The sequence below is a fragment of the Microbacterium tumbae genome, from assembly GCF_054780175.1.
Genome location: NZ_BAAGWV010000003.1, coordinates 514,962 through 531,934, shown reverse-complemented (window position 1 = coordinate 531,934; position 16,973 = coordinate 514,962). Strand labels below are relative to the sequence as shown.

Sequence of the window (16,973 nt, the reverse complement as noted above, 5' to 3'; positions counted from 1 at the left end):
GCCGAGAAGCGCTCCGGAGTCAGGACGAGGGGCGACGAGCGATGTCGCGGCGCCACCCGTCTGGACGGCTGACGACGTCAGCCGATCTCCTCGGTGAGCTCGAACCAGCGCAGCTCCAGCTCCTCGACCTCGGTCTCCTGGGCGGAGATCGCCTTCATCCGCTCGCCGAGACCGGCATAGTCGGACTGATCATGATCGGCGAGGGCATGCTTGGCCCGGTCGATCTGCTCGCCGAGCTTCTGGATGCGACGCTCGAGGGCCGCGACCTCCTTCTGCGCGGCACGCAGCGCCGCGCCTTCGAGGGCCTTCGACCGGTCGGGAGCGGCGGTCGCCCGCACGGCCGCCTGCTCGACGCCCTGCAAGCGGCGCAGCCGCAGATACTCGTCGACGCCGCCGGGCAGATGCCGCAGCCGTCCGACGCCGTCGGGACCGGGGAGGATCGCGTACTGCTGATCCGTGACGCGCTCCAGGAAATACCGGTCATGACTCACGACGAGCAGGGTGCCGGGCCAGGAGTCCAGGAGATCCTCGATCGCGGCGAGCATGTCGGTGTCGAGGTCGTTCGTCGGCTCGTCGAGGATCAGCACGTTCGGCTGGTCGAGCAGAACGAGCAGCAGCTGCAGGCGGCGCTGCTGTCCCCCGGAGAGATCCTTGACGGGGGTCGACAGCTGAGCCGAGGAGAACCCCAGCCGTTCCAGGAGCTGACCGGGGGTGAGATCCTGCGCCTTGGAGCCCGAGCCCAGCGTGTACGAGGTGCGAAGTCCGGAGATCACGACGCGCACCGGCTCGTTCCAGTGCTCGGCGAGCTCGTCGAGCCGCTGGGTGAGCGTGCGCACCTGCACGGTCTTGCCGTGCTTCACCCGTCCGGAGGTCGGCTCGATCGTGCCGGCGACGAGACCGAGCAGCGTCGACTTCCCCGCGCCGTTGACCCCGAGGATGCCGGTGCGCTCCCCCGGCGCGATGCGCCACTCGACGTCCTTGAGGATCTCGCGATCGCCGTAGCCGACCCCGGCGTCCAGCAGATCGACGACGTCCTTGCCGAGCCGAGAGACGGCGAGGGACTGCAGCGAGACCTTGTCGCGGATCTCCGGCACGTCGGAGATGAGCTCGTTCGCGGCATCGATGCGGAACTTCGGCTTGCTCGTGCGGGCCGGCGCTCCGCGGCGGAGCCAGGCGAGCTCCTTGCGTGCGAGGTTCTGGCGCTTGGCCTCGGTGGCCGCCGCCATCCGGTCGCGTTCGACGCGCTGCAGGATGTACGCGGCGTAACCGCCCTCGAAGGGCTCGACGATCCGGTCGTGCACCTCCCAGGTCTCCGTGCACACCTCGTCGAGGAACCAGCGGTCGTGGGTGACGACCAGGAGCGCGCCCGCGTTCGCGCCCCAGCGCTGCTTGAGGTGACCGGCCAGCCAGGTGATCGCCTCGACGTCGAGGTGGTTGGTCGGCTCGTCGAGCGCGATGACGTCCCACTCCCCCGTCAGCAGCTTCGCGAGCGCCACCCTGCGGCGCTGACCGCCGCTGAGGTCGTCGACGACGCCGTCCCACGGGAGGTCCTTGAGGAGTCCGTCGATGACGTCGCGGATGCGCGCGTCCCCCGCCCAGACGTACTCGGGCGCATCCCCCACGACGGCCTCCGCGACCGTGATCCCCTCGGGGAGGGTGTCGGCCTGGTCGAGCACGCCGATGGAGGTCCCGCCGCGCACGGTGACGCGGCCGGAGTCGGGCTCTGTCGTGCCGGCCAGCATCCCGAGCAGACTGGACTTCCCGTCGCCGTTGCGTCCGACGATGCCGATCCGATCGCCCTCTTCGATGCCGACGGTGACCGCGTCGAAGACGACCCTGGTCGGGTATTCGAGATGCAGGGCCTCGGCCCCCAAAAGATGTGCCATGTCCTGACCAGCGTAGCCGTGGTCAGGAGGGGAGAACCTCGGCGAGCATGCGCATGAGGGCGATGGCGCGCGGGTCCGCGCCGCCCGGCCACGGCCCCCGCGCGATCGTATAGGCGAAGGCGATGCCGGAATCGGGGTCGACGCCCGCGAAGCATCCCTGTGCTCCATCGTGCCCGAAGGCCCGCGGTCCGCCGAAGTCCATCTGCGGCGTCGGCTTCTGGAACACGATCGCATGCGCCCGATGCGGCTGGCCGAGCACCTCGTCGTAACCCCGTACCTGCTGCCTTCCGATCGCGTCCACCGTCGCGGCGTCCAGAAGCGGCGGCGCCTCGCCGAGCCCGGTGACCGTGGCGGCGAACAGCTGTGCCAGACCGCGGGCGCTCCCCGTGCCGGCGGCGGCGGGATGCCCGAATGCCCAGCTGCGCGGGCTGTTCGCGAGATGCTCCCAGCCCGCCGCCTCTCCGCCGAGCACCTCACGGTGCAGCGCCGGGACCCACGCCGAGGGCGGTGAGGCGACCGGAGCGATCATCGGAAGCACGCGGACGACACGATGCCAGTGCTCCTCAGCAAGCCCGAGCCGGAAGTCGACGTCGAGCACACTGCGGATCTCCTCCTCGTAGTAGATCGGCCGGTGATGCGGTGCACGAGCTCGGAGGCGAGCGTGCCGATAGTGAGGCCGTGGTAGCCGAATGCGGATCCGGGCTGCCAGACCGGTGGCGTGGCCGCCAGCCGGGCCGCGGCGGCACGGCCGTCGAAGACCTCCTCCGCGCGGAGGACGGGACGCGCCTCCGGAATGCCCGCCTGGTGGGAGAGCAGCATCCGGACGGTGACGCCGGCCTTGCCCGCCTGCGCGAACTCCGGCCAGTAGTCGCTCACCCGCGCGTCCAGATCGAGTAGTCCGCGCTGGAGCAGCAGCCCGACCGTCAGCCCGATCGCGTTCTTCGTGACGGAGAACGGCACGATCAGCGAATCGGGTCCGAGATGCGGTCCGATCCACGCATCCAGCACGGGAACTCCCCGGTGGAGGGCCGCGACCTGGATCGAGAAGTCGGGATCGCTGCGCGCCGCCTCCTCGACGAGCGCCACGGCGGCACCGAGCCTCGGGTCGACGTAGCCCTCGAGCGCCCTCCGCTCCCCCGCGGTCATCGGACCGGCACCTCCTCCTGAGGCAGCGGAGCGGGGGCCCATGGCGTGCGCCGAAGACCGCAGACGCCCGGACGCAGGGAGAGCAGGACGCCATCCCCGGGGATGCGGAAGTCCGCTGCGGCGTCCTCCAGCCGCGGCGCGCCGGTCGTCACGATGAGCTCCTCCAGGCTCTCCCCGGCGAACTCGACGCTGGCCGGATGCAGCCCGCCCAGCTCGATCGTCCGCTCGAGGAGGCGATCGCCCTCCGGCGAGTAGCACTCGATGCGGCAGCGATCGATGAGCGTGATCCAGAGACGTCCGTCCGCGTCGACGGTCATGCCGTCCGGCATCCCGTCCAGAGCGAGGAAGGCCTCGCGTCGTCCCGCCCTGCCGTCCGAGTACGAGCGCCGATAGATCACCCGATCGGCCGAGTCGGCGTGATAGAACAGCGTCCCGTCGGGAGACCAGCCCATTCCGTTCGACAGGTTCAGGTCGTCGTCGAGCACAGTGAGCGCGCCGTCGTGCTCGAGTCTCAGGAGATGCTGCTTGCCGTCGGGACCGCCCCAGCGGCGCAGACTGCCGACGACGAACCGCCCCTGCGGGTCGATCTTGCCGTCGTTGAGCCGGCGATTGGTCGGGATCAGCGCCCTGCTCTTGCGCAGCACGCCGTCCGCATCGAGCAGCCCGAGCCATGCCTCGAGCGCGAGGAGATAGGAGCCGTCGGCCAGGGGGACCGCCGAACCGACGGACCCGCCGACGTGGCGGGTCGTGACCGCTCCCAGCCTCCCGTCCCGGAGCGGCGCCGACAGGACCAGTCCGTCGTCGATGTCGACCCAGCTGAGCAGACCGGTATCGGCGTCCCAGACCGGCCCCTCGGCGAGCACGTACCTCGGTGTGCGCAGTTCGCGATGCTCCATGACCCTCAATCCTCGTCTCCGATCAGGCGGCACCGCAGCGCCATGTACTGCCTGCCGGGCAGCTCCACCTTCACGAGACCGCTGTGCCGACCCTCGATACGTTCCACGGTCATGTTCCAGGTGTCGATCACCTCGATGATCCACGTCCCCTCCGGCAGCAGCACGTTGCGGAAGCGGGGGCGATTGAACCCGAAGTACGCCAGCCGCCAGCCCTCCGATCCGCCCCAGGGCAGGTCCCAGTCCGACGGCAGCGGATCGATGGCGCCCTCTGGCGCCTCTCCGAGAATACGGTCGAGGAAGGCGATCCGCTCCGGCGAGGAGCCGCGCAGCACGCCGCCTTTGGACCACCACAGATCGTCCTCGGCGTTCAGATAGGTCTCACCGTGACCGAGATAGCCTCCTCGGACCGCCGCCTCCCAGAACCTCCTGGTCAGCTCCTCGGCGGTGAGATTTCCCCATCCCTGATCGATATCGCCCTCATAGCCGCATTCGTCGACGACCACCGGCTTACCCCACCGCTCGCGCCACGCGTCCGTGTTCTCCGCGGTGCGGTAGACGTCCGTGCGCTGGATGCTGACATGGCTCACCCAGGGCGCCGAGTGATCGTAGAGCTCGACGCAGTTGTGTATCGATGCCGGATGCCGCACGTGGTCCTCCTCGGAGAGGAGAGCCGCCAGTCGCTCCCAGTCCTGCACGGTCTTCGAGCCGATGAGGTCGAACTCGTTCGCCAGCGACCACCACACGTTGGGGAGGGCGGCGAGACGGCGAACCGCGTAGCGCACGTATCGCTCGTCCACCGCGGGCCCGAGGTCGGAGAAGCCCCACCGGTCGTAGGCATGGAAGAGGATGATGTCCGCCTGGACCCCGATCTCCTCCAGCTGGGCGATGCGCCGCTCCAGCCGCTGGAAGAAGGCGACATCGAAGCGCTCGTGGTCGAACCCACCACCCGGCGAGGTCACGAAGGCGAACTGCTCCGGTTCGTTCGCGTTGAAGAGGTAGGACTTCGGGAACAGGCACATCCGGACCTTCCGAAATCCGGAGGCGGCGAGCGAGGCCAGGGTCAGCTCCTGCTGCCGCTCGCTCTGATGGATCCAGGCATAGGCCGTCGTGCCGAGGGGCCTGTGCCGTGTCCCGTCCGCGTGCCGGAAATGGAATCCGTCCACGCGGACGGGCCCGTGAGATCCCGCTTCAGCCGCTGTCACCGTCACCGCGCCGCGGATGCCGTCGAGTGAACGCGCAGTCGATCGCGTCTCGAAGCTCCATTCGCCCTCTCGATCCGGCAGCGCTCGGAGGACGTACCGGCCGTCGCCGTCGTAGAAGCCGCCGACCCGCAACTCGGTCTCGCCCTGACAGAACACGGCCGTGAGCTCGACGTCGACGAAGGGATTCCCGTGCGACGGACCGTGCAGCCGGACCTCCAGCGGGCGCCACAGCGGAGTCGGCTCCGCGACGGCGACGGCTGCGGAAGCGCGCGGCACGTCCTCCCCCTCGTACTGCGGATCGGGGTCGCGGCGGACGCCATGGGGAGCGATGCGGGAGGACACGTCCGCCAGATCACGCCAGAGTCGATCACGCCGCTCCGCGTCCGCGGCGAGCTCCGGCACCAGGTCTACGATCTGCGCGACAGGTGCCTGCGCGTACTGCCGCGCCATGGGCGAGGCGGCGATCCCTGGGAGGTGCTTGACGAGCACCGACCGTCCGACCGGGTGATCGAGGATCGTGCCGAACGTCGAGGAGGAGTCGAACATGTCTGATGCGTCTTCTTGTCTGTCGATGATGATGCGGCGTGCGTGCGGCCCCAGGGGCGCGAAAGGGAATGTCGGTTGCCGATGTCGCGCTCGAGGGCTGGCTCCCGCGCGGCGGCGTCGAGGGCGCGGGGCGACGGCATCCGCGTCATCCCTTCAGCGCCCCCTCTGTGAGCCCTCCGATGACGCGACGCTGCACGAACACATAGGCCAGCAGCAGCGGGAGGCCGGTCATCAGCACATAGGCGAACACGAGATTCCACCGCAGGGACTGCGAGGAGCTGCTGGCGAAGGAGTACAGCGCGAGCGGGAGCGTCTGCCTGCCCGCCCCGGGGATGAGGAACTGCGCGAAGAAGAAGTCGCCCCACACCGTGATGATGAGGATGATCCCTCCGACGAACAGCACCGGCGCGAGCAGCGGGAGCATGATCCGGAAGAAGATCTGCACGAGGTTGGCGCCGTCGATGGCCGCCGCGGCTTCGAGATCCTCCGGCATGCTGCGCACGAACCCGGTGGTGAGGAAGACCACGATGCCCATCCGGGTGCCGATCAGCACGAGGATGTAGCCGATGGTCGTCCCGTCCAGCTCCATCGTCTGCAGAAGGAAGATGGTCGGAAGAAGCGTCGGCGGCATGAGCATCGACAGGGCGATGACGTAGAACGCCACCTGGACCCAGCGCGCCCTGCTGCGCCCGAAGACCCACGCGCCGGCGGCGCCGACCAGGATCACGACGAGAATCGTCGGCACGCTCACCATCAGGCTGTTCCCGAGCGCCCTGAGATAGCCGCCGTCGTTGATGACCGCACCGTAGTTCTCCGCGAGCGCCCATTCCCGGGGCAGGGCGAGCGACAGCTCGGCGGCCTCTCCTGCGGGTTTGGCCGAGTTCACGAACACCAGCCAGACCGGGACGCCGATCCACGGCACAGCGAACAGCGTCAGCACCGCATAGCGGATCGCGGCGAGCGTCCTCGTCCGGCGGTTCATACCCTGGCCTCCCTGCGTCGCAGCCACCACACCAGCGGGATGGCGACGACGACCACCATCACCGAGATCGTGAGCCCCAGAGCGCTGCCCGTTCCGAAGTTGCCGAGCCCCCACTGCATGCGCAGCAGGACGTTGAGCGCGCGGGTCGAGTCGCCCGGTCCGCCGCCCGTCGTCGCGGCGATGACGTCATAGGCGCTGAAGGCGCCGACGAGTGTGACGACGACGTTGAAGGTGAAAGCGGGAGCCAGCATCGGGAAGGTCACCTTCCAGAAGCGCTTCCACGCGTTCGCCCCGTCGATCGTGGCGGCCTCGATCATCTCCTTGGGCACGGAGTTGATGCCCGCGATGTAGACGAGGGTCGCGAGTCCGACCCACTTCCACGCGTCGATGAAGGCGACCGACGCGAGCGCCGTCTGCGTCTCACCGAGCCAGGCCCAGGAGAAGCCGGGCACGAAGATCCCGATGAACCCGTTGAGCGGACCGTCGGGCGCGAGGATGCCGCGCCAGATGTACCCCGCGGCCAGCGGTGACAGGAGCACCGGGACGAAGAAGAGCGAGCGGAAGAATCCGTTGACGCGGCTCGTGTCCTTGAGCGAATAGGCGAGCGCGAGGGCGACCACGTTCTGGACGGTCATCGCGATGAGTGCGTACCCCAGGGTGACCGTGATGCCCTGGATCAGGAGGTTCTGCTCGAGCAGCGCCTGGAAGTTGTCCCAGCCGTTCCAGACGATGTCGCTGCTGTAGGTCGTCCAGTTCGAGAAGCCGAAGCGAAGATTCAGCAGCTGAGGCACCAGGAAGAAGAGACCGACGAACCCGATGGCGGGTAGCGCGAACCAGATCCGTGGGTCGATGCGCCGACGGCGACGGGGAGAGCCGGAGGGGTTCCGGCTCTCCCGCGCCGTCGCACGCGCAGCTGCCGAGCCGGCGGACACCGGCCGCGGGGGTGTTGCGTGCATGCGGTGTTACCAGCCCTCGAGTCCCTGCGCCTTCGCGGCGGTGGCGGCCTGGCTCTGGAGGGTGGCCGCAACCTCTTCGGGGGTCTTCTGCCCGGCGATCAGCTCGGACAGGAGCGCCGCGAAGCCCTGCATTCCGCCAGGAATCGCCCCGTTGATGAACCCGTACTGCGGACCCTGGTCGTACGCGGCCTTGATCGACAGCATGAGCGGAGAGGCGTCCTCGGGATCCGTCGCGCCCTCCAGCACCGGGAAGGTGCCCGACTCGTCGACATAGGTCTGGTAGTGCTCGCCGGTGGCGAACTCGAGGAAGTCGCGTGCCGCAGCCTCCTTGGCGTCGTCGCCGCTCTTGGGCAGGAGGTAGGTGCCGATGGGACCGGGGTTCACAGCCGTTCCGGGTTCGCCGACGGAATAGGCGGTGAAGCCCACCGCGGCGTCGAGCGCCGCCTCATCCCCACCCGCGGCATCGAGGTACACCGGCACGATGTTCGAGTGCAGCGCCTGGTAGGCGGCTTCTCCGTTGAAGACCTTCGACACCGAGTCCTCGAAGGTCGCCGTCGTGATGTCGTCGTTCACGCAGCCCTCATCGATCAGGTCGCTGTAGCTCTCGACGGCGTCGAGGACCGGCGAATCGCCGTCGTCGATGGACGCGTCCCGCGCGATGACGCTCTGCGGCCAGCCCTCGGGCGCCGTGGCACCGGACTCCATGAGCGGAAGCGCCTGCGGCGGCCAGATCGACGCACCCGACTCCGCGAGGGTGGTGACGCCGGCCGCCGAGAGCACAGCACACTGGTCGAGGAGCTCCTCACGGGTCGTCGCGGGCTCCAGTCCGTGTTCGGCGAGGACCGACTTGTTGTAGAAGAGTCCCCAGACCTCGGGGAAGCTGGTGATGGCCGCGTAGACCTTTCCGTCCGAGCCCCTGCCGCCGATGTCGTAGAGGCTGCCGGAGGCGGCTACGAAGTCCATGTCGCTGAGATCTTGGAGGTTCTGCGGACCGTTGAGCTGGTCGATGAGCGCCGGCAGCGCATGGAACTCGAGGATGTCCGGGCGGTCGCCGGAGGCCCACTTCGACAGCGTCGCCTCCTCGAAGCCGTCAGAGCTGATCGGAACGAGTTCGATCGTGTTGCCGCTCTCCTCCTCGTACGCCTTGTAGAGGTCGAGGATCGCCTCCGAGTCCTGAGAATTATGCCACAGGGTCAGGGTCACGCCCTCTCCGGTCGAGCCGGAGTCGGGCGAGCAGCCCGTCAGCGCCGTCGCTGCGAGGGCCGCCACCACGGCGCCGCTCATGATCGCTGTCCTTCTTCTCACTGCAGTTCCTCTCCATCGAGTCAGGGTGTGCGAGATTACGTTAGCGATAACACATGAGAGAGTCAAGTGAGCGATAACACATCGAGGAGGAGCCGTGGCGAAGTTCGATGACCGCCCGAGCATGGCCGATGTCGGCCGCGAGGCCGAAGTGTCGGCGCAGACCGTCTCCCGGTACTTCACGGGCGGCTACATCAGCGATCAGGCGCGAGAACGGGTGGAGAGGGCCGTGGCCAAGCTCGGCTACCGGCATAATCGCCTCGCCAGGAATCTGCGCGTTCAGCGGACGGACACGATCGGGTTCCTGATCATGGGACCCCTGAACTACGGCAACGCCGAGATTCTCACCGGCGTCACCGCCGCTGCGCGCGGGCGGCGCCTGTCCGTGATCACCACGCAGCTCTTCGCCGACCCCTCCTCGCCCGACTCCGTCGCCGACGTGCGAGGCGCCCTGGACCACTTCCTCAGCTTCCGCGTCGACGGCATCATCGCGGGCACCCCCTATCTCGAGGTGGACCGACAGCTGTCCGAGTACGCACAGGATGTGGCGCTGGTGACGCTCTCCGAGGCCGCTCAGGCCGAGGCCGACGTCGCCGGGGCGGATTCCTACGGGGCGGCGACGCTCGCGATGCGGCACCTCGTCGAACTCGGCCATACCCGGATCCTCCATGTCGCCGGTCCCCTCGGCCGCATCGAGGCCGAGGAGCGGGTACGGGCCTATGGCGACGTGCTCGCCGACGCAGGCATCGAGCCGCTCCCGATCCTCCGCTGTCGCGAATGGGAGTCCCACTCAGGAGCAGCGCACGGCGCAACGGTCGACCCCGGAACGTTCACCGCGGTGTTCGCCGCCAACGACGTCATCGCCCTCGGCTTCATGGGCGCGATGGAGGAACGAGGACTGCGCGCGCCTCGGGACTACTCCATCGCCGGCATCGATGGGATGCCGGACGCCGGGTACTTCTCGCCGCCGCTGAGCACCGCCGTACTCGACTTCCAGGAGCTCGGCCGCACCGCCGTGGAGATGCTCGAACAGCGGATCCGCGCCTCCGAGCCCCAGGAGCACGTCATCATCCCTCCCGCATTCATCGCCCGCGCGTCGACTCAGCCGCTCCCCCGCTCCTGAAGGAACTCCGTCGGACGCGGACGAGCCGCCCGGGTTCCACCCGGACGGCTCGTCGATCCCCTGCGGGAGTCGTTACTGGTAGGACTGCACGATCTCCAGGAGGCTCGGCACGTTGGCGTAGGCCTCCGCGGCGTTCTCCTTCGTGACGATCAGCGGCTCGAGCAGGTAGGACGGAACGACCTTCGCACCGTTGTCGTACGACTCGGTGTCGTTGACGTCGACCTCTTCGCCGGCCTGGAGCTGGCCGACCATCTTGATGGCCTGCTCCACGAGCAGCGTGGTGTCCTTGTTGATCGTGGAGTACTGGATGCCCTCCATGATCGACTTGACCGACTCGACCTCGGAGTCCTGGCCGGTGACGACCGGGACGGTCTTGCCCGCCTGCTGCACCGAGGTGATGATGGCGCGCGCCAGGGTGTCGTTCGGCGAGAGGACGCCGTCCAGCACCGTGTCGCCGCCGTACGAACCGGTGAGGATCGTGTCCATACGGTTCTGGGCGTTCTCAGCGAGCCAGCCCTCGGTCGCCGTCTCGGCGAGGTCGGTCTGGCCGGAGACGACGTTCAGCGTGCCGTCGTCGATCTTCGGCTGCAGGACGCTCATCGCGCCGTTGAAGAAGACCGCGGAGTTCGCGTCGTCCGGCGAGCCGGAGAACAGCTCGACGTTGTACGGCGCCTCGTGACCGGCACGCTCCTCGAGTCCCTGCAGCAGGGCGTTGCCCTGCAGCTCGCCGACCTTGAAGTTGTCGAAGGCCACGTAGTAGTCGACGGCCTCGGTGTTCTCGATGAGGCGGTCGTAGGCGATCACGTACGCACCGGCGTCCTTGGCCGCCTGCACCTGCGTGGCCAGCTGCTTGCCGTCCTTCGCGCCGATGATGATGACCTTGGCGCCGTTGGTGACCATGGCCTGGATCTGGTTCTGCTGCTCGGCGACCGTGTTGCTGGCCGGCGCGTACTGGACGTCGGGCTTGAAGCCCGCCTCCGTCAGCCCGTCGGTGAACAGCTGGCCGGCGAGGACCCAGTTCTCACTGGTCTTGTCCGGAAGGGCGACGCCGATCGTGGAGCCGGCCTCGAACCCGGTGGAGGTCTCCTCCTCGGATCCCGTCCCGGGGGTGTCACCGCCGCGCTCCGAGGAGCAGCCGGTGAGGGCGAGCGCTGCTGCGGCGACCAACGCTGTCGCCGTCACTGCCATTCTCTTCATGCGATCTCTTTCTCTGTGGTGTGCGGGGTCCCGGTGCGCTCAGCGCGTCCCTGGCCCCTTCTTTCCGTCCGCGCTGGTGGCGGCGGGGGTCTGGAGGGTGGAGGAGCCGAAGTCATCGGTGCGCGCGCGGCGACGCAGGAGGAAGCCGATGACCGACGGGCGGCCCTGCTGCTTGTTCCATACGTCGATGCCCACCGCGAACAGCAGGACGAGGCCCTTGATCATGGACACGACGTCGGCACCCTGGCCGAGCAGTGCGAGGCCGTTGTTGAGGAAGGCCATCACGAGGCCACCGATGATCGAGCCGATCACGGTTCCGATGCCACCCGCGACGGCAGCGCCGCCGATGAACACCGAGGCGATCGCGTCGAGCTCCCATCCGTTGCCGTCGCCGGGGCCGGAGGCCTGCGAGCGGGCCACGAAGATCATCCCGGCGAGCGCGGCGAGCACGGACATGTTCATCATCACGAAGAAGTCGACCCAGCGGTCCTTCACACCGGACAGGCGCGCGGCCTGCCTGTTGCCGCCGACGGCGTAGATGTGACGGCCGAACACGGTGCTGTTGGTGACGAACGAGTACACGATCACGAGGGCGAGCAGGATGAGGCCCGGCACGGGGAAGCTCGTGCCCTCCCGGCCCGTGGCGAACATCCAGCCGGCCACGAGGACGATGATCGACAGCAGGACGACCTTGACGACGCTCACCCAGACCGGAGCGCTCTCCGAGCCCATCTTGTGCTGCACGCGCCGGGTGCGGATCTCCCAGAAGACCAGCCATGCGACGGCGAGGACCGCCAGCACCATCGTGGGCACGTTGAACGGCACGCGGATGGCGACCTCTGGGAGGTAGCCGTTGCCGATGATCTGGAAGCCCTTGGGCACCGGGATGGTCTGCGAGTTGCCGATCCACTGGTTGGCGCCGCGGAAGAACAGCATCCCCGCCAGCGTCACGATGAACGCGGGGACGCCGACGTAGGCGACCCAGAACCCCTGCCATGCTCCGACCAGCGCGCCCACGCCGATGCCGAGCAGGATCGCCAGGGGCCAGGGCAGGCTCCACTCCGCCATCGCCTTGGCCACGATGATGCCGGTGAAGGCGGCGACCGAGCCGACCGAGAGGTCGATGTGCCCCATGATGATCACCATCACCATGCCGATGGCGAGGATGAGGATGAACGAGTACTGGTTGACGATGTTGATGAGGTTGCCGCTGGTCAGCGTCGCGCCGCTGGGGCCGTTGCGCAGCAGCGTGAGGATCTCGAACAGGACGACGATGACGATCAGGCTGCCGAGGATGCCGAACTGGCGCAGCGAGGACGTGCCGTTGCTGCCGAACATCTTGCGGATGTCCCCGAAGCGGAACCCTCGGGTCTGGCTCGCCGTGGACTCGGTGCTCACTTCGACTCGCTCCGTTCGCTCAGTGCAAGCATGCTTTTACGCTTTCTGGTTCGTGGAGGTCATGCTGCGCATGAGCGCCTCCGGGGTGGCCTGGTCCGCGGGGATGCAGTCGGTGATGCGCCCCTCGAAGACGGTGTAGATGCGGTCGGAGATGCCCAGCAGCTCCGGCAGTTCGCTGGAGATGACGATGACGCCCTTGCCCTGCGAGGCGAGCTCGTTGATGATCGAGTAGATCTCGTACTTGGCGCCGACGTCGATGCCGCGCGTGGGCTCGTCGAGGATGAGCAGATCGGGGTCGGTGAACATCCACTTCGCGAGCACCACCTTCTGCTGGTTCCCGCCGGAGAGCTTGCCGACGCCTTCCTCGACGCTCGGCGTCTTGATCCGCAGCGCCTTGCGGTACCGCTCCGCGACGGCGAACTCCTCCCGGTCGTTCACGACGCCGTTGCGGGAGATCTTCCGCAGCTTCGCCGAGACGATGGCCCGCTTGATCGTGTCGAGGAGGTTGAGGCCGAGCACCTTGCGGTCCTCGCTCACGTAGGCGAGCCCGTGCTTGATGGCGGAGGCCACGTCGGGAACCTGGATCTCCTGGCCGTCCTTGAGCATCCGACCGCCGAGGAAGGTCCCGTACGACCGGCCGAAGATGCTCATGGCGAGCTCGGTGCGTCCCGCGCCCATGAGCCCCGCGATGCCGACGACCTCGCCGCGGCGCACGTTCAGGCTCGAGCCCTTGACCACCATGCGCTCGGAGACGGACGGATGCTGCACCCACCAGTCCTTGACCTCGAAGAACACCTCGCCGAGCTCCGGGGTGCGATCAGGGTACCGGCTCTCCAGCGAGCGGCCGACCATCCCCCGGATGATGCGGTCCTCGTTGATCTCGCCGCGGGTGATGTCGAGCGTCTCGACCGTGCGTCCATCGCGGATGATCGTGATCTCGTCGGCGATCTGCTCGATCTCATTGAGCTTGTGGCTGATGATGATCGAGGCGATTCCCCTGGCCTTCAGCCCCAGGATCAGATCCAGCAGATGCTGGGAATCGGACTCGTTGAGCGCGGCGGTCGGCTCGTCGAGGATGAGGAGCTTCACGTCCTTGTTGAGCGCCTTCGCGATCTCGATGAGCTGCTGCTTGCCCACGCCGAGGGTCTTGATCGGGACGTCGGGGTCCTCGTTCAGGCCGACGCGGGCGAGGAGCTCGATGGCGCGGGTCTTGGCCGCCTGCCAGTCGATGCGTCCGAAGCGCTCGATCTCGTTGCCGAGGAAGATGTTCTCCGTCACGGAGAGCTCGGGGATCAGCGCCAGCTCCTGGTGGATGATCGCGATGCCGGCCTGCTCGCTCGCCGCGATGTCCTTGAAGCGCTGCTCCTCGCCGTACAACAGGATGTCCCCGTCGTAGCTGCCGTAGGGGTAGACGCCGGAGAGGACCTTCATCAGCGTCGACTTGCCCGCGCCGTTCTCGCCGCAGATCGCGTGGATCTCACCGGCGCGGACGGTGATGGAGACGTCGGAGAGCGCCTTGACTCCGGGGAACTCCTTGGTGATGCTGCGCATCTCCAGGATCGGTCCCGCTACGACCGGCAACGTAGTTGTGCTGCTCACGGATCTTCCTCGATACTCGATTGCGGTCATTCCCAATGTGACCGTTCACATGACACCCAATAATGCGCCCCTGTCCCGCCGATGTCAAGCGGAGCCGCGATTTCGCCGCGCTATCGAGATGCGCTCGACGAGCGCATGCGCAGCATCGGCTCGATGAAGCCGAACTCGGGCACCTTCTCGCCGCGGATCTCCGCGAGCAGGATGCCGACCGCGCGGCGTCCCAGCTCCGGGAACTCCTGGTGCACGGTGGTGAGCGGAGGCCACACGTGAGCAGCCACGGGGATGTCGTCGAAGCCTGTGACGCTCACGTCCCTCGGCACGTCGAGCCCTGCATCCCTGAACCCGTGCATGAGCCCGATCGCCATGAGGTCGTTGGCCGCGAACACCGCGGTGAAGTCGCGGCGGCGCGCCAGCTCCGTGCCGGCGAAGTAGCCGAAGTCGGCCGTCCAATCGCCGCGGATCGGCGGGAACGTGGGCAGATCGGCCTCCCGCAGCGCCTCGAGGTAGCCGCGCATCCTGGACTCCGCCTCGATCCAGTCCTGCGGACCTGCGAGATGGATGATGTCGCTGTGCCCGAGCCCGATCAGGTGCTCGGTGACCGCACGGGCGCCGGCGACCTGATCGGCCGCGAGGCTGAACCCGTCGGACCCTGACGCCGTCTGCAGGCTCACGAAGGGCACGCCGACGGCCATCCCCCGCAGCACGTTGAAGACGCGCACCTGCGGAGCCAGCACCACGATGCCGCTGACCTGTTCGCGCCCGAGCTGCCGGATCGCCTCGCCGATGGCCTCCGGCGTGGTCTCGGGCAGGTTGACCGTGTTGACGGAGTACCCCTCCGCCCGCGCGGCGTCCTCGATGCTCGCGATGGACGACGTCGGCCCGAACTCGCCGATGGTGGCGGAGAGGATGCCGATCGTCCGCGTCGTGCTGGTGACGAGCGCGCGGGCCGCGAGGTTCGGCCGGTAGTCGAGCACCGCGATCGCGTCCTGCACCCGCTTCTTCGTCTCCGGCCGGATGCTGGGGTGCTCGTTGAGCACGCGCGACACCGTCTGGTGCGAGACGCCCGCGAGGCGCGCGACATCGCGGATGCTCGGGACGCGTGCGCGCTCGCCGGGGGCTGCCATGGCATCGCCTCCCTTGCGTGTGCACGGTCACATCGATCCTCCCATTATGTATCCCGCGCATCGCAACCGCATCCCGTGGGCGCGTCCGTGTCGTCGGCGCCGAACGGAAAGGGGCCGAGCGCCCTGCGCTCGGCCCCCGGAGAACCCGCTGCCGCGATGTCAGGCTCGCGGCGCGAGTCCCGCATACAGCAGGCCGCCGGACTGCGGGTCCCGCAGCACCAGCACCTGCTCGCCCACTCGCGGAATCGCCAGCCGCGAGACGAGCGCCGCGATCGCGAGCTGCTCACCTGCGACATCGAGGGTGAGGACGATGCTCGGGTTGTCGTTGACGGTCTGGCCGGTGTCCTGCAGGCCGACGACCGTCGCGGTCTCGGTCGGCACGCCGGACGCCCGCAGCCGCTCCACGTGCTCGGCCTGATGCAGCGATCCCATCGCGCCCTGCATGGCCTCGGTGAAGTCCCTGCCCATGAAGGCCTGGGTCAGCTTGCCCGTGAAGCCCTTCCCCTGGGCGATGTCGTCCGCCATGCGGATCGCGTCGTCCTGACGCTCCTGCGGCGACTTGCGGTTGAACAGTCCCATGATGACTCCTGACGTCGGCGGTGGCCTGCTGACGACCACGCTAGAGCGGAGAGGCTTCTCCCGGTCACAACTTCCGGTGAACTCTTCGGGGCCTCAGGCGGAGAGGATGCGCGCTCCGCCGACAGGACCGTGCACGTGCAGGGCGTCGCGGCCCCGGTCCTCGAGCTCCCGCTGCACGTACCGCGCCGACTCCGCGGACTCGCAGAGGAACGCGACCGTCGGGCCCGAGCCGGAGACGATGCCGCTCAGCGCGCCGGCGTGCAGCCCCTCCCCGATGATCTCCTGCAGCTCCGGCATCTCCTGCACGGCCGCGATCTCGAGGTCGTTGTGCATGCTCGCCGCCAGCGAGTGCGGATCGCCGGCGCGCAGCGCCTGGAGGACGGGGATCGGCACCTCCAGGGAGAGCGGAGGATCGTCGGCGAGCGCCTCGCCCTGCGCGCGGTGCTCGTCGAGGCGCTGGTAGATCACCGGCGTCGACAGCCCTTCCTGGCTCAGCACGAGCACCCAGTCGAAGCGCCCCCTGGCGAGTGCGGGGTTGAGCTGATCCCCGCGCCCCGTCCCGACGGCGGTGCCGCCGTGCAGCGCGAAGGGGACGTCTGCACCGAGACGTGCGGCGAGCTCGTGCAGGCGAGCCGGCGAGAGCCCGGTGCCCCAGAGCGTGTCGCAGGCGAGGAGCGCTGCGGCGGCATCCGCGGAGCCGCCCCCCATGCCTCCGGCGACGGGCACGCTCTTGCGCAGCTCGATCGCCGCTCCGCCCTCGTATCCCGTCGCCGACGCGAGCAGCTTCGCCGCGCGCATCGCGAGGTTGCGGTCGTCGAGCGGCACCGTTCCGGCATCCGCGATGCCCTTGACGACGATCGAGAACTCGTCGGACCGGCGGGCGATCACATCCTCGTACAGAGCTACAGCCTGGAACACCGTCGCGAGCGCGTGATATCCGTCGTCGTGACGGTCTCCGACGCCGAGGAAGACGTTGATCTTCCCCGGGGCGCGCACGCGCACCGCCTCGGGGAAGGGCAACAGGCTCATGTCGGTCT

At 68.4% G+C, this 16,973-nt stretch carries 15 protein-coding genes; 1 reads left to right on the top strand and 14 read right to left on the bottom strand.

Annotated features, from left to right (window positions below; genetic code table 11):
* Positions 1-77: 77 nt before the first annotated feature.
* The 8 genes from ACYVGQ_RS14255 to ACYVGQ_RS14220 form a co-directional block, all read right to left on the bottom strand.
* Positions 78-1,886 carry an ABC-F family ATP-binding cassette domain-containing protein gene (locus ACYVGQ_RS14255; RefSeq protein WP_460785311.1) on the bottom strand — a complete coding sequence of 603 codons (1,809 nt, stop codon included), beginning with the start codon at positions 1,884-1,886 and terminating at the stop codon, positions 78-80.
* Between the two features lie 22 nt (positions 1,887-1,908).
* The gene (locus ACYVGQ_RS14250; RefSeq protein WP_460785310.1) at positions 1,909-2,415 is read right to left on the bottom strand and encodes a serine hydrolase; all 507 of its coding nucleotides are present in this window, start codon (positions 2,413-2,415) and stop codon (positions 1,909-1,911) included.
* Positions 2,412-3,032 carry a serine hydrolase domain-containing protein gene (locus ACYVGQ_RS14245; RefSeq protein WP_460785309.1) on the bottom strand — a complete coding sequence of 207 codons (621 nt, stop codon included), beginning with the start codon at positions 3,030-3,032 and terminating at the stop codon, positions 2,412-2,414. The genes ACYVGQ_RS14250 and ACYVGQ_RS14245 overlap by 4 nt, the downstream gene beginning before the upstream one ends.
* Positions 3,029-3,928 (bottom strand): SMP-30/gluconolactonase/LRE family protein, encoded by a 900-nt coding sequence (locus ACYVGQ_RS14240; RefSeq protein ID WP_460785308.1) that lies wholly within the window; start codon positions 3,926-3,928, stop codon positions 3,029-3,031. Before ACYVGQ_RS14240 ends, ACYVGQ_RS14245 begins: the two co-directional genes overlap by 4 nt.
* A gap of 5 nt (positions 3,929-3,933) precedes the next feature.
* Positions 3,934-5,676: a DUF5605 domain-containing protein gene (locus ACYVGQ_RS14235; RefSeq protein ID WP_460785307.1), complete on the bottom strand. Its 1,743-nt coding sequence runs from the start codon at positions 5,674-5,676 to the stop codon at positions 3,934-3,936.
* A gap of 145 nt (positions 5,677-5,821) precedes the next feature.
* A complete protein-coding gene (locus tag ACYVGQ_RS14230; RefSeq protein ID WP_460785306.1) occupies positions 5,822-6,658 on the bottom strand; it encodes a carbohydrate ABC transporter permease in 837 nt (278 codons plus the stop codon).
* Positions 6,655-7,614: a carbohydrate ABC transporter permease gene (locus ACYVGQ_RS14225; RefSeq protein WP_460785305.1), complete on the bottom strand. Its 960-nt coding sequence runs from the start codon at positions 7,612-7,614 to the stop codon at positions 6,655-6,657. Before ACYVGQ_RS14225 ends, ACYVGQ_RS14230 begins: the two co-directional genes overlap by 4 nt.
* A 6-nt stretch (positions 7,615-7,620) precedes the next feature.
* Positions 7,621-8,898 carry an ABC transporter substrate-binding protein gene (locus tag ACYVGQ_RS14220; RefSeq protein ID WP_460785304.1) on the bottom strand — a complete coding sequence of 426 codons (1,278 nt, stop codon included), beginning with the start codon at positions 8,896-8,898 and terminating at the stop codon, positions 7,621-7,623.
* Between the two features lie 115 nt (positions 8,899-9,013).
* On the opposite strand from ACYVGQ_RS14220, the gene ACYVGQ_RS14215 reads away from it, so the two are divergent.
* Positions 9,014-10,039 (top strand): LacI family DNA-binding transcriptional regulator, encoded by a 1,026-nt coding sequence (locus ACYVGQ_RS14215; protein ID WP_460785303.1) that lies wholly within the window; start codon positions 9,014-9,016, stop codon positions 10,037-10,039.
* Positions 10,040-10,111: 72 nt separating this feature from the next.
* Here the strand turns inward: ACYVGQ_RS14215 and ACYVGQ_RS14210 are convergent, their stop codons facing one another.
* From ACYVGQ_RS14210 to ACYVGQ_RS14185, 6 genes are all read right to left on the bottom strand, one after another.
* Entirely contained in the window at positions 10,112-11,236 is a 1,125-nt protein-coding gene (locus ACYVGQ_RS14210; protein WP_460785302.1) for a substrate-binding domain-containing protein, read from the bottom strand.
* A 39-nt stretch (positions 11,237-11,275) separates the two neighbouring features.
* Positions 11,276-12,634: a multiple monosaccharide ABC transporter permease gene (gene mmsB / locus ACYVGQ_RS14205; protein ID WP_460785301.1), complete on the bottom strand. Its 1,359-nt coding sequence runs from the start codon at positions 12,632-12,634 to the stop codon at positions 11,276-11,278.
* A gap of 36 nt (positions 12,635-12,670) precedes the next feature.
* A complete protein-coding gene (gene mmsA, locus ACYVGQ_RS14200; RefSeq protein ID WP_460785466.1) occupies positions 12,671-14,185 on the bottom strand; it encodes a multiple monosaccharide ABC transporter ATP-binding protein in 1,515 nt (504 codons plus the stop codon).
* Positions 14,186-14,343: 158 nt separating this feature from the next.
* Positions 14,344-15,357 (bottom strand): LacI family DNA-binding transcriptional regulator, encoded by a 1,014-nt coding sequence (locus ACYVGQ_RS14195; RefSeq protein ID WP_460785300.1) that lies wholly within the window; start codon positions 15,355-15,357, stop codon positions 14,344-14,346.
* Between the two features lie 159 nt (positions 15,358-15,516).
* Positions 15,517-15,936, bottom strand: a complete 420-nt coding sequence (locus tag ACYVGQ_RS14190) for a hypothetical protein (RefSeq protein WP_460785299.1) — start codon at positions 15,934-15,936, stop codon at positions 15,517-15,519.
* Between the two features lie 93 nt (positions 15,937-16,029).
* Entirely contained in the window at positions 16,030-16,965 is a 936-nt protein-coding gene (locus ACYVGQ_RS14185) for a 4-(cytidine 5'-diphospho)-2-C-methyl-D-erythritol kinase (protein ID WP_460785298.1), read from the bottom strand.
* Positions 16,966-16,973: the final 8 nt, after the last annotated feature.

Coding starts and splice junctions, on each gene's coding strand:
- ACYVGQ_RS14235 (WP_460785307.1), bottom strand. CDS start 5,676: ATGTTCGACTCCTCCTCGACGTTCGGCACGATCCTCGATCACCCGGTC.
- ACYVGQ_RS14190 (WP_460785299.1), bottom strand. CDS start 15,936: ATGGGACTGTTCAACCGCAAGTCGCCGCAGGAGCGTCAGGACGACGCG.
- ACYVGQ_RS14255 (WP_460785311.1), bottom strand. CDS start 1,886: ATGGCACATCTTTTGGGGGCCGAGGCCCTGCATCTCGAATACCCGACC.
- mmsA (WP_460785466.1), bottom strand. CDS start 14,185: ATGCGCAGCATCACCAAGGAGTTCCCCGGAGTCAAGGCGCTCTCCGAC.
- ACYVGQ_RS14210 (WP_460785302.1), bottom strand. CDS start 11,236: ATGAAGAGAATGGCAGTGACGGCGACAGCGTTGGTCGCCGCAGCAGCG.
- ACYVGQ_RS14225 (WP_460785305.1), bottom strand. CDS start 7,614: ATGCACGCAACACCCCCGCGGCCGGTGTCCGCCGGCTCGGCAGCTGCG.
- ACYVGQ_RS14245 (WP_460785309.1), bottom strand. CDS start 3,032: ATGACCGCGGGGGAGCGGAGGGCGCTCGAGGGCTACGTCGACCCGAGG.
- ACYVGQ_RS14250 (WP_460785310.1), bottom strand. CDS start 2,415: ATGATCGCTCCGGTCGCCTCACCGCCCTCGGCGTGGGTCCCGGCGCTG.
- ACYVGQ_RS14220 (WP_460785304.1), bottom strand. CDS start 8,898: ATGAGCGGCGCCGTGGTGGCGGCCCTCGCAGCGACGGCGCTGACGGGC.
- ACYVGQ_RS14195 (WP_460785300.1), bottom strand. CDS start 15,357: ATGGCAGCCCCCGGCGAGCGCGCACGCGTCCCGAGCATCCGCGATGTC.
- ACYVGQ_RS14240 (WP_460785308.1), bottom strand. CDS start 3,928: ATGGAGCATCGCGAACTGCGCACACCGAGGTACGTGCTCGCCGAGGGG.
- ACYVGQ_RS14230 (WP_460785306.1), bottom strand. CDS start 6,658: ATGAACCGCCGGACGAGGACGCTCGCCGCGATCCGCTATGCGGTGCTG.
- ACYVGQ_RS14185 (WP_460785298.1), bottom strand. CDS start 16,965: ATGAGCCTGTTGCCCTTCCCCGAGGCGGTGCGCGTGCGCGCCCCGGGG.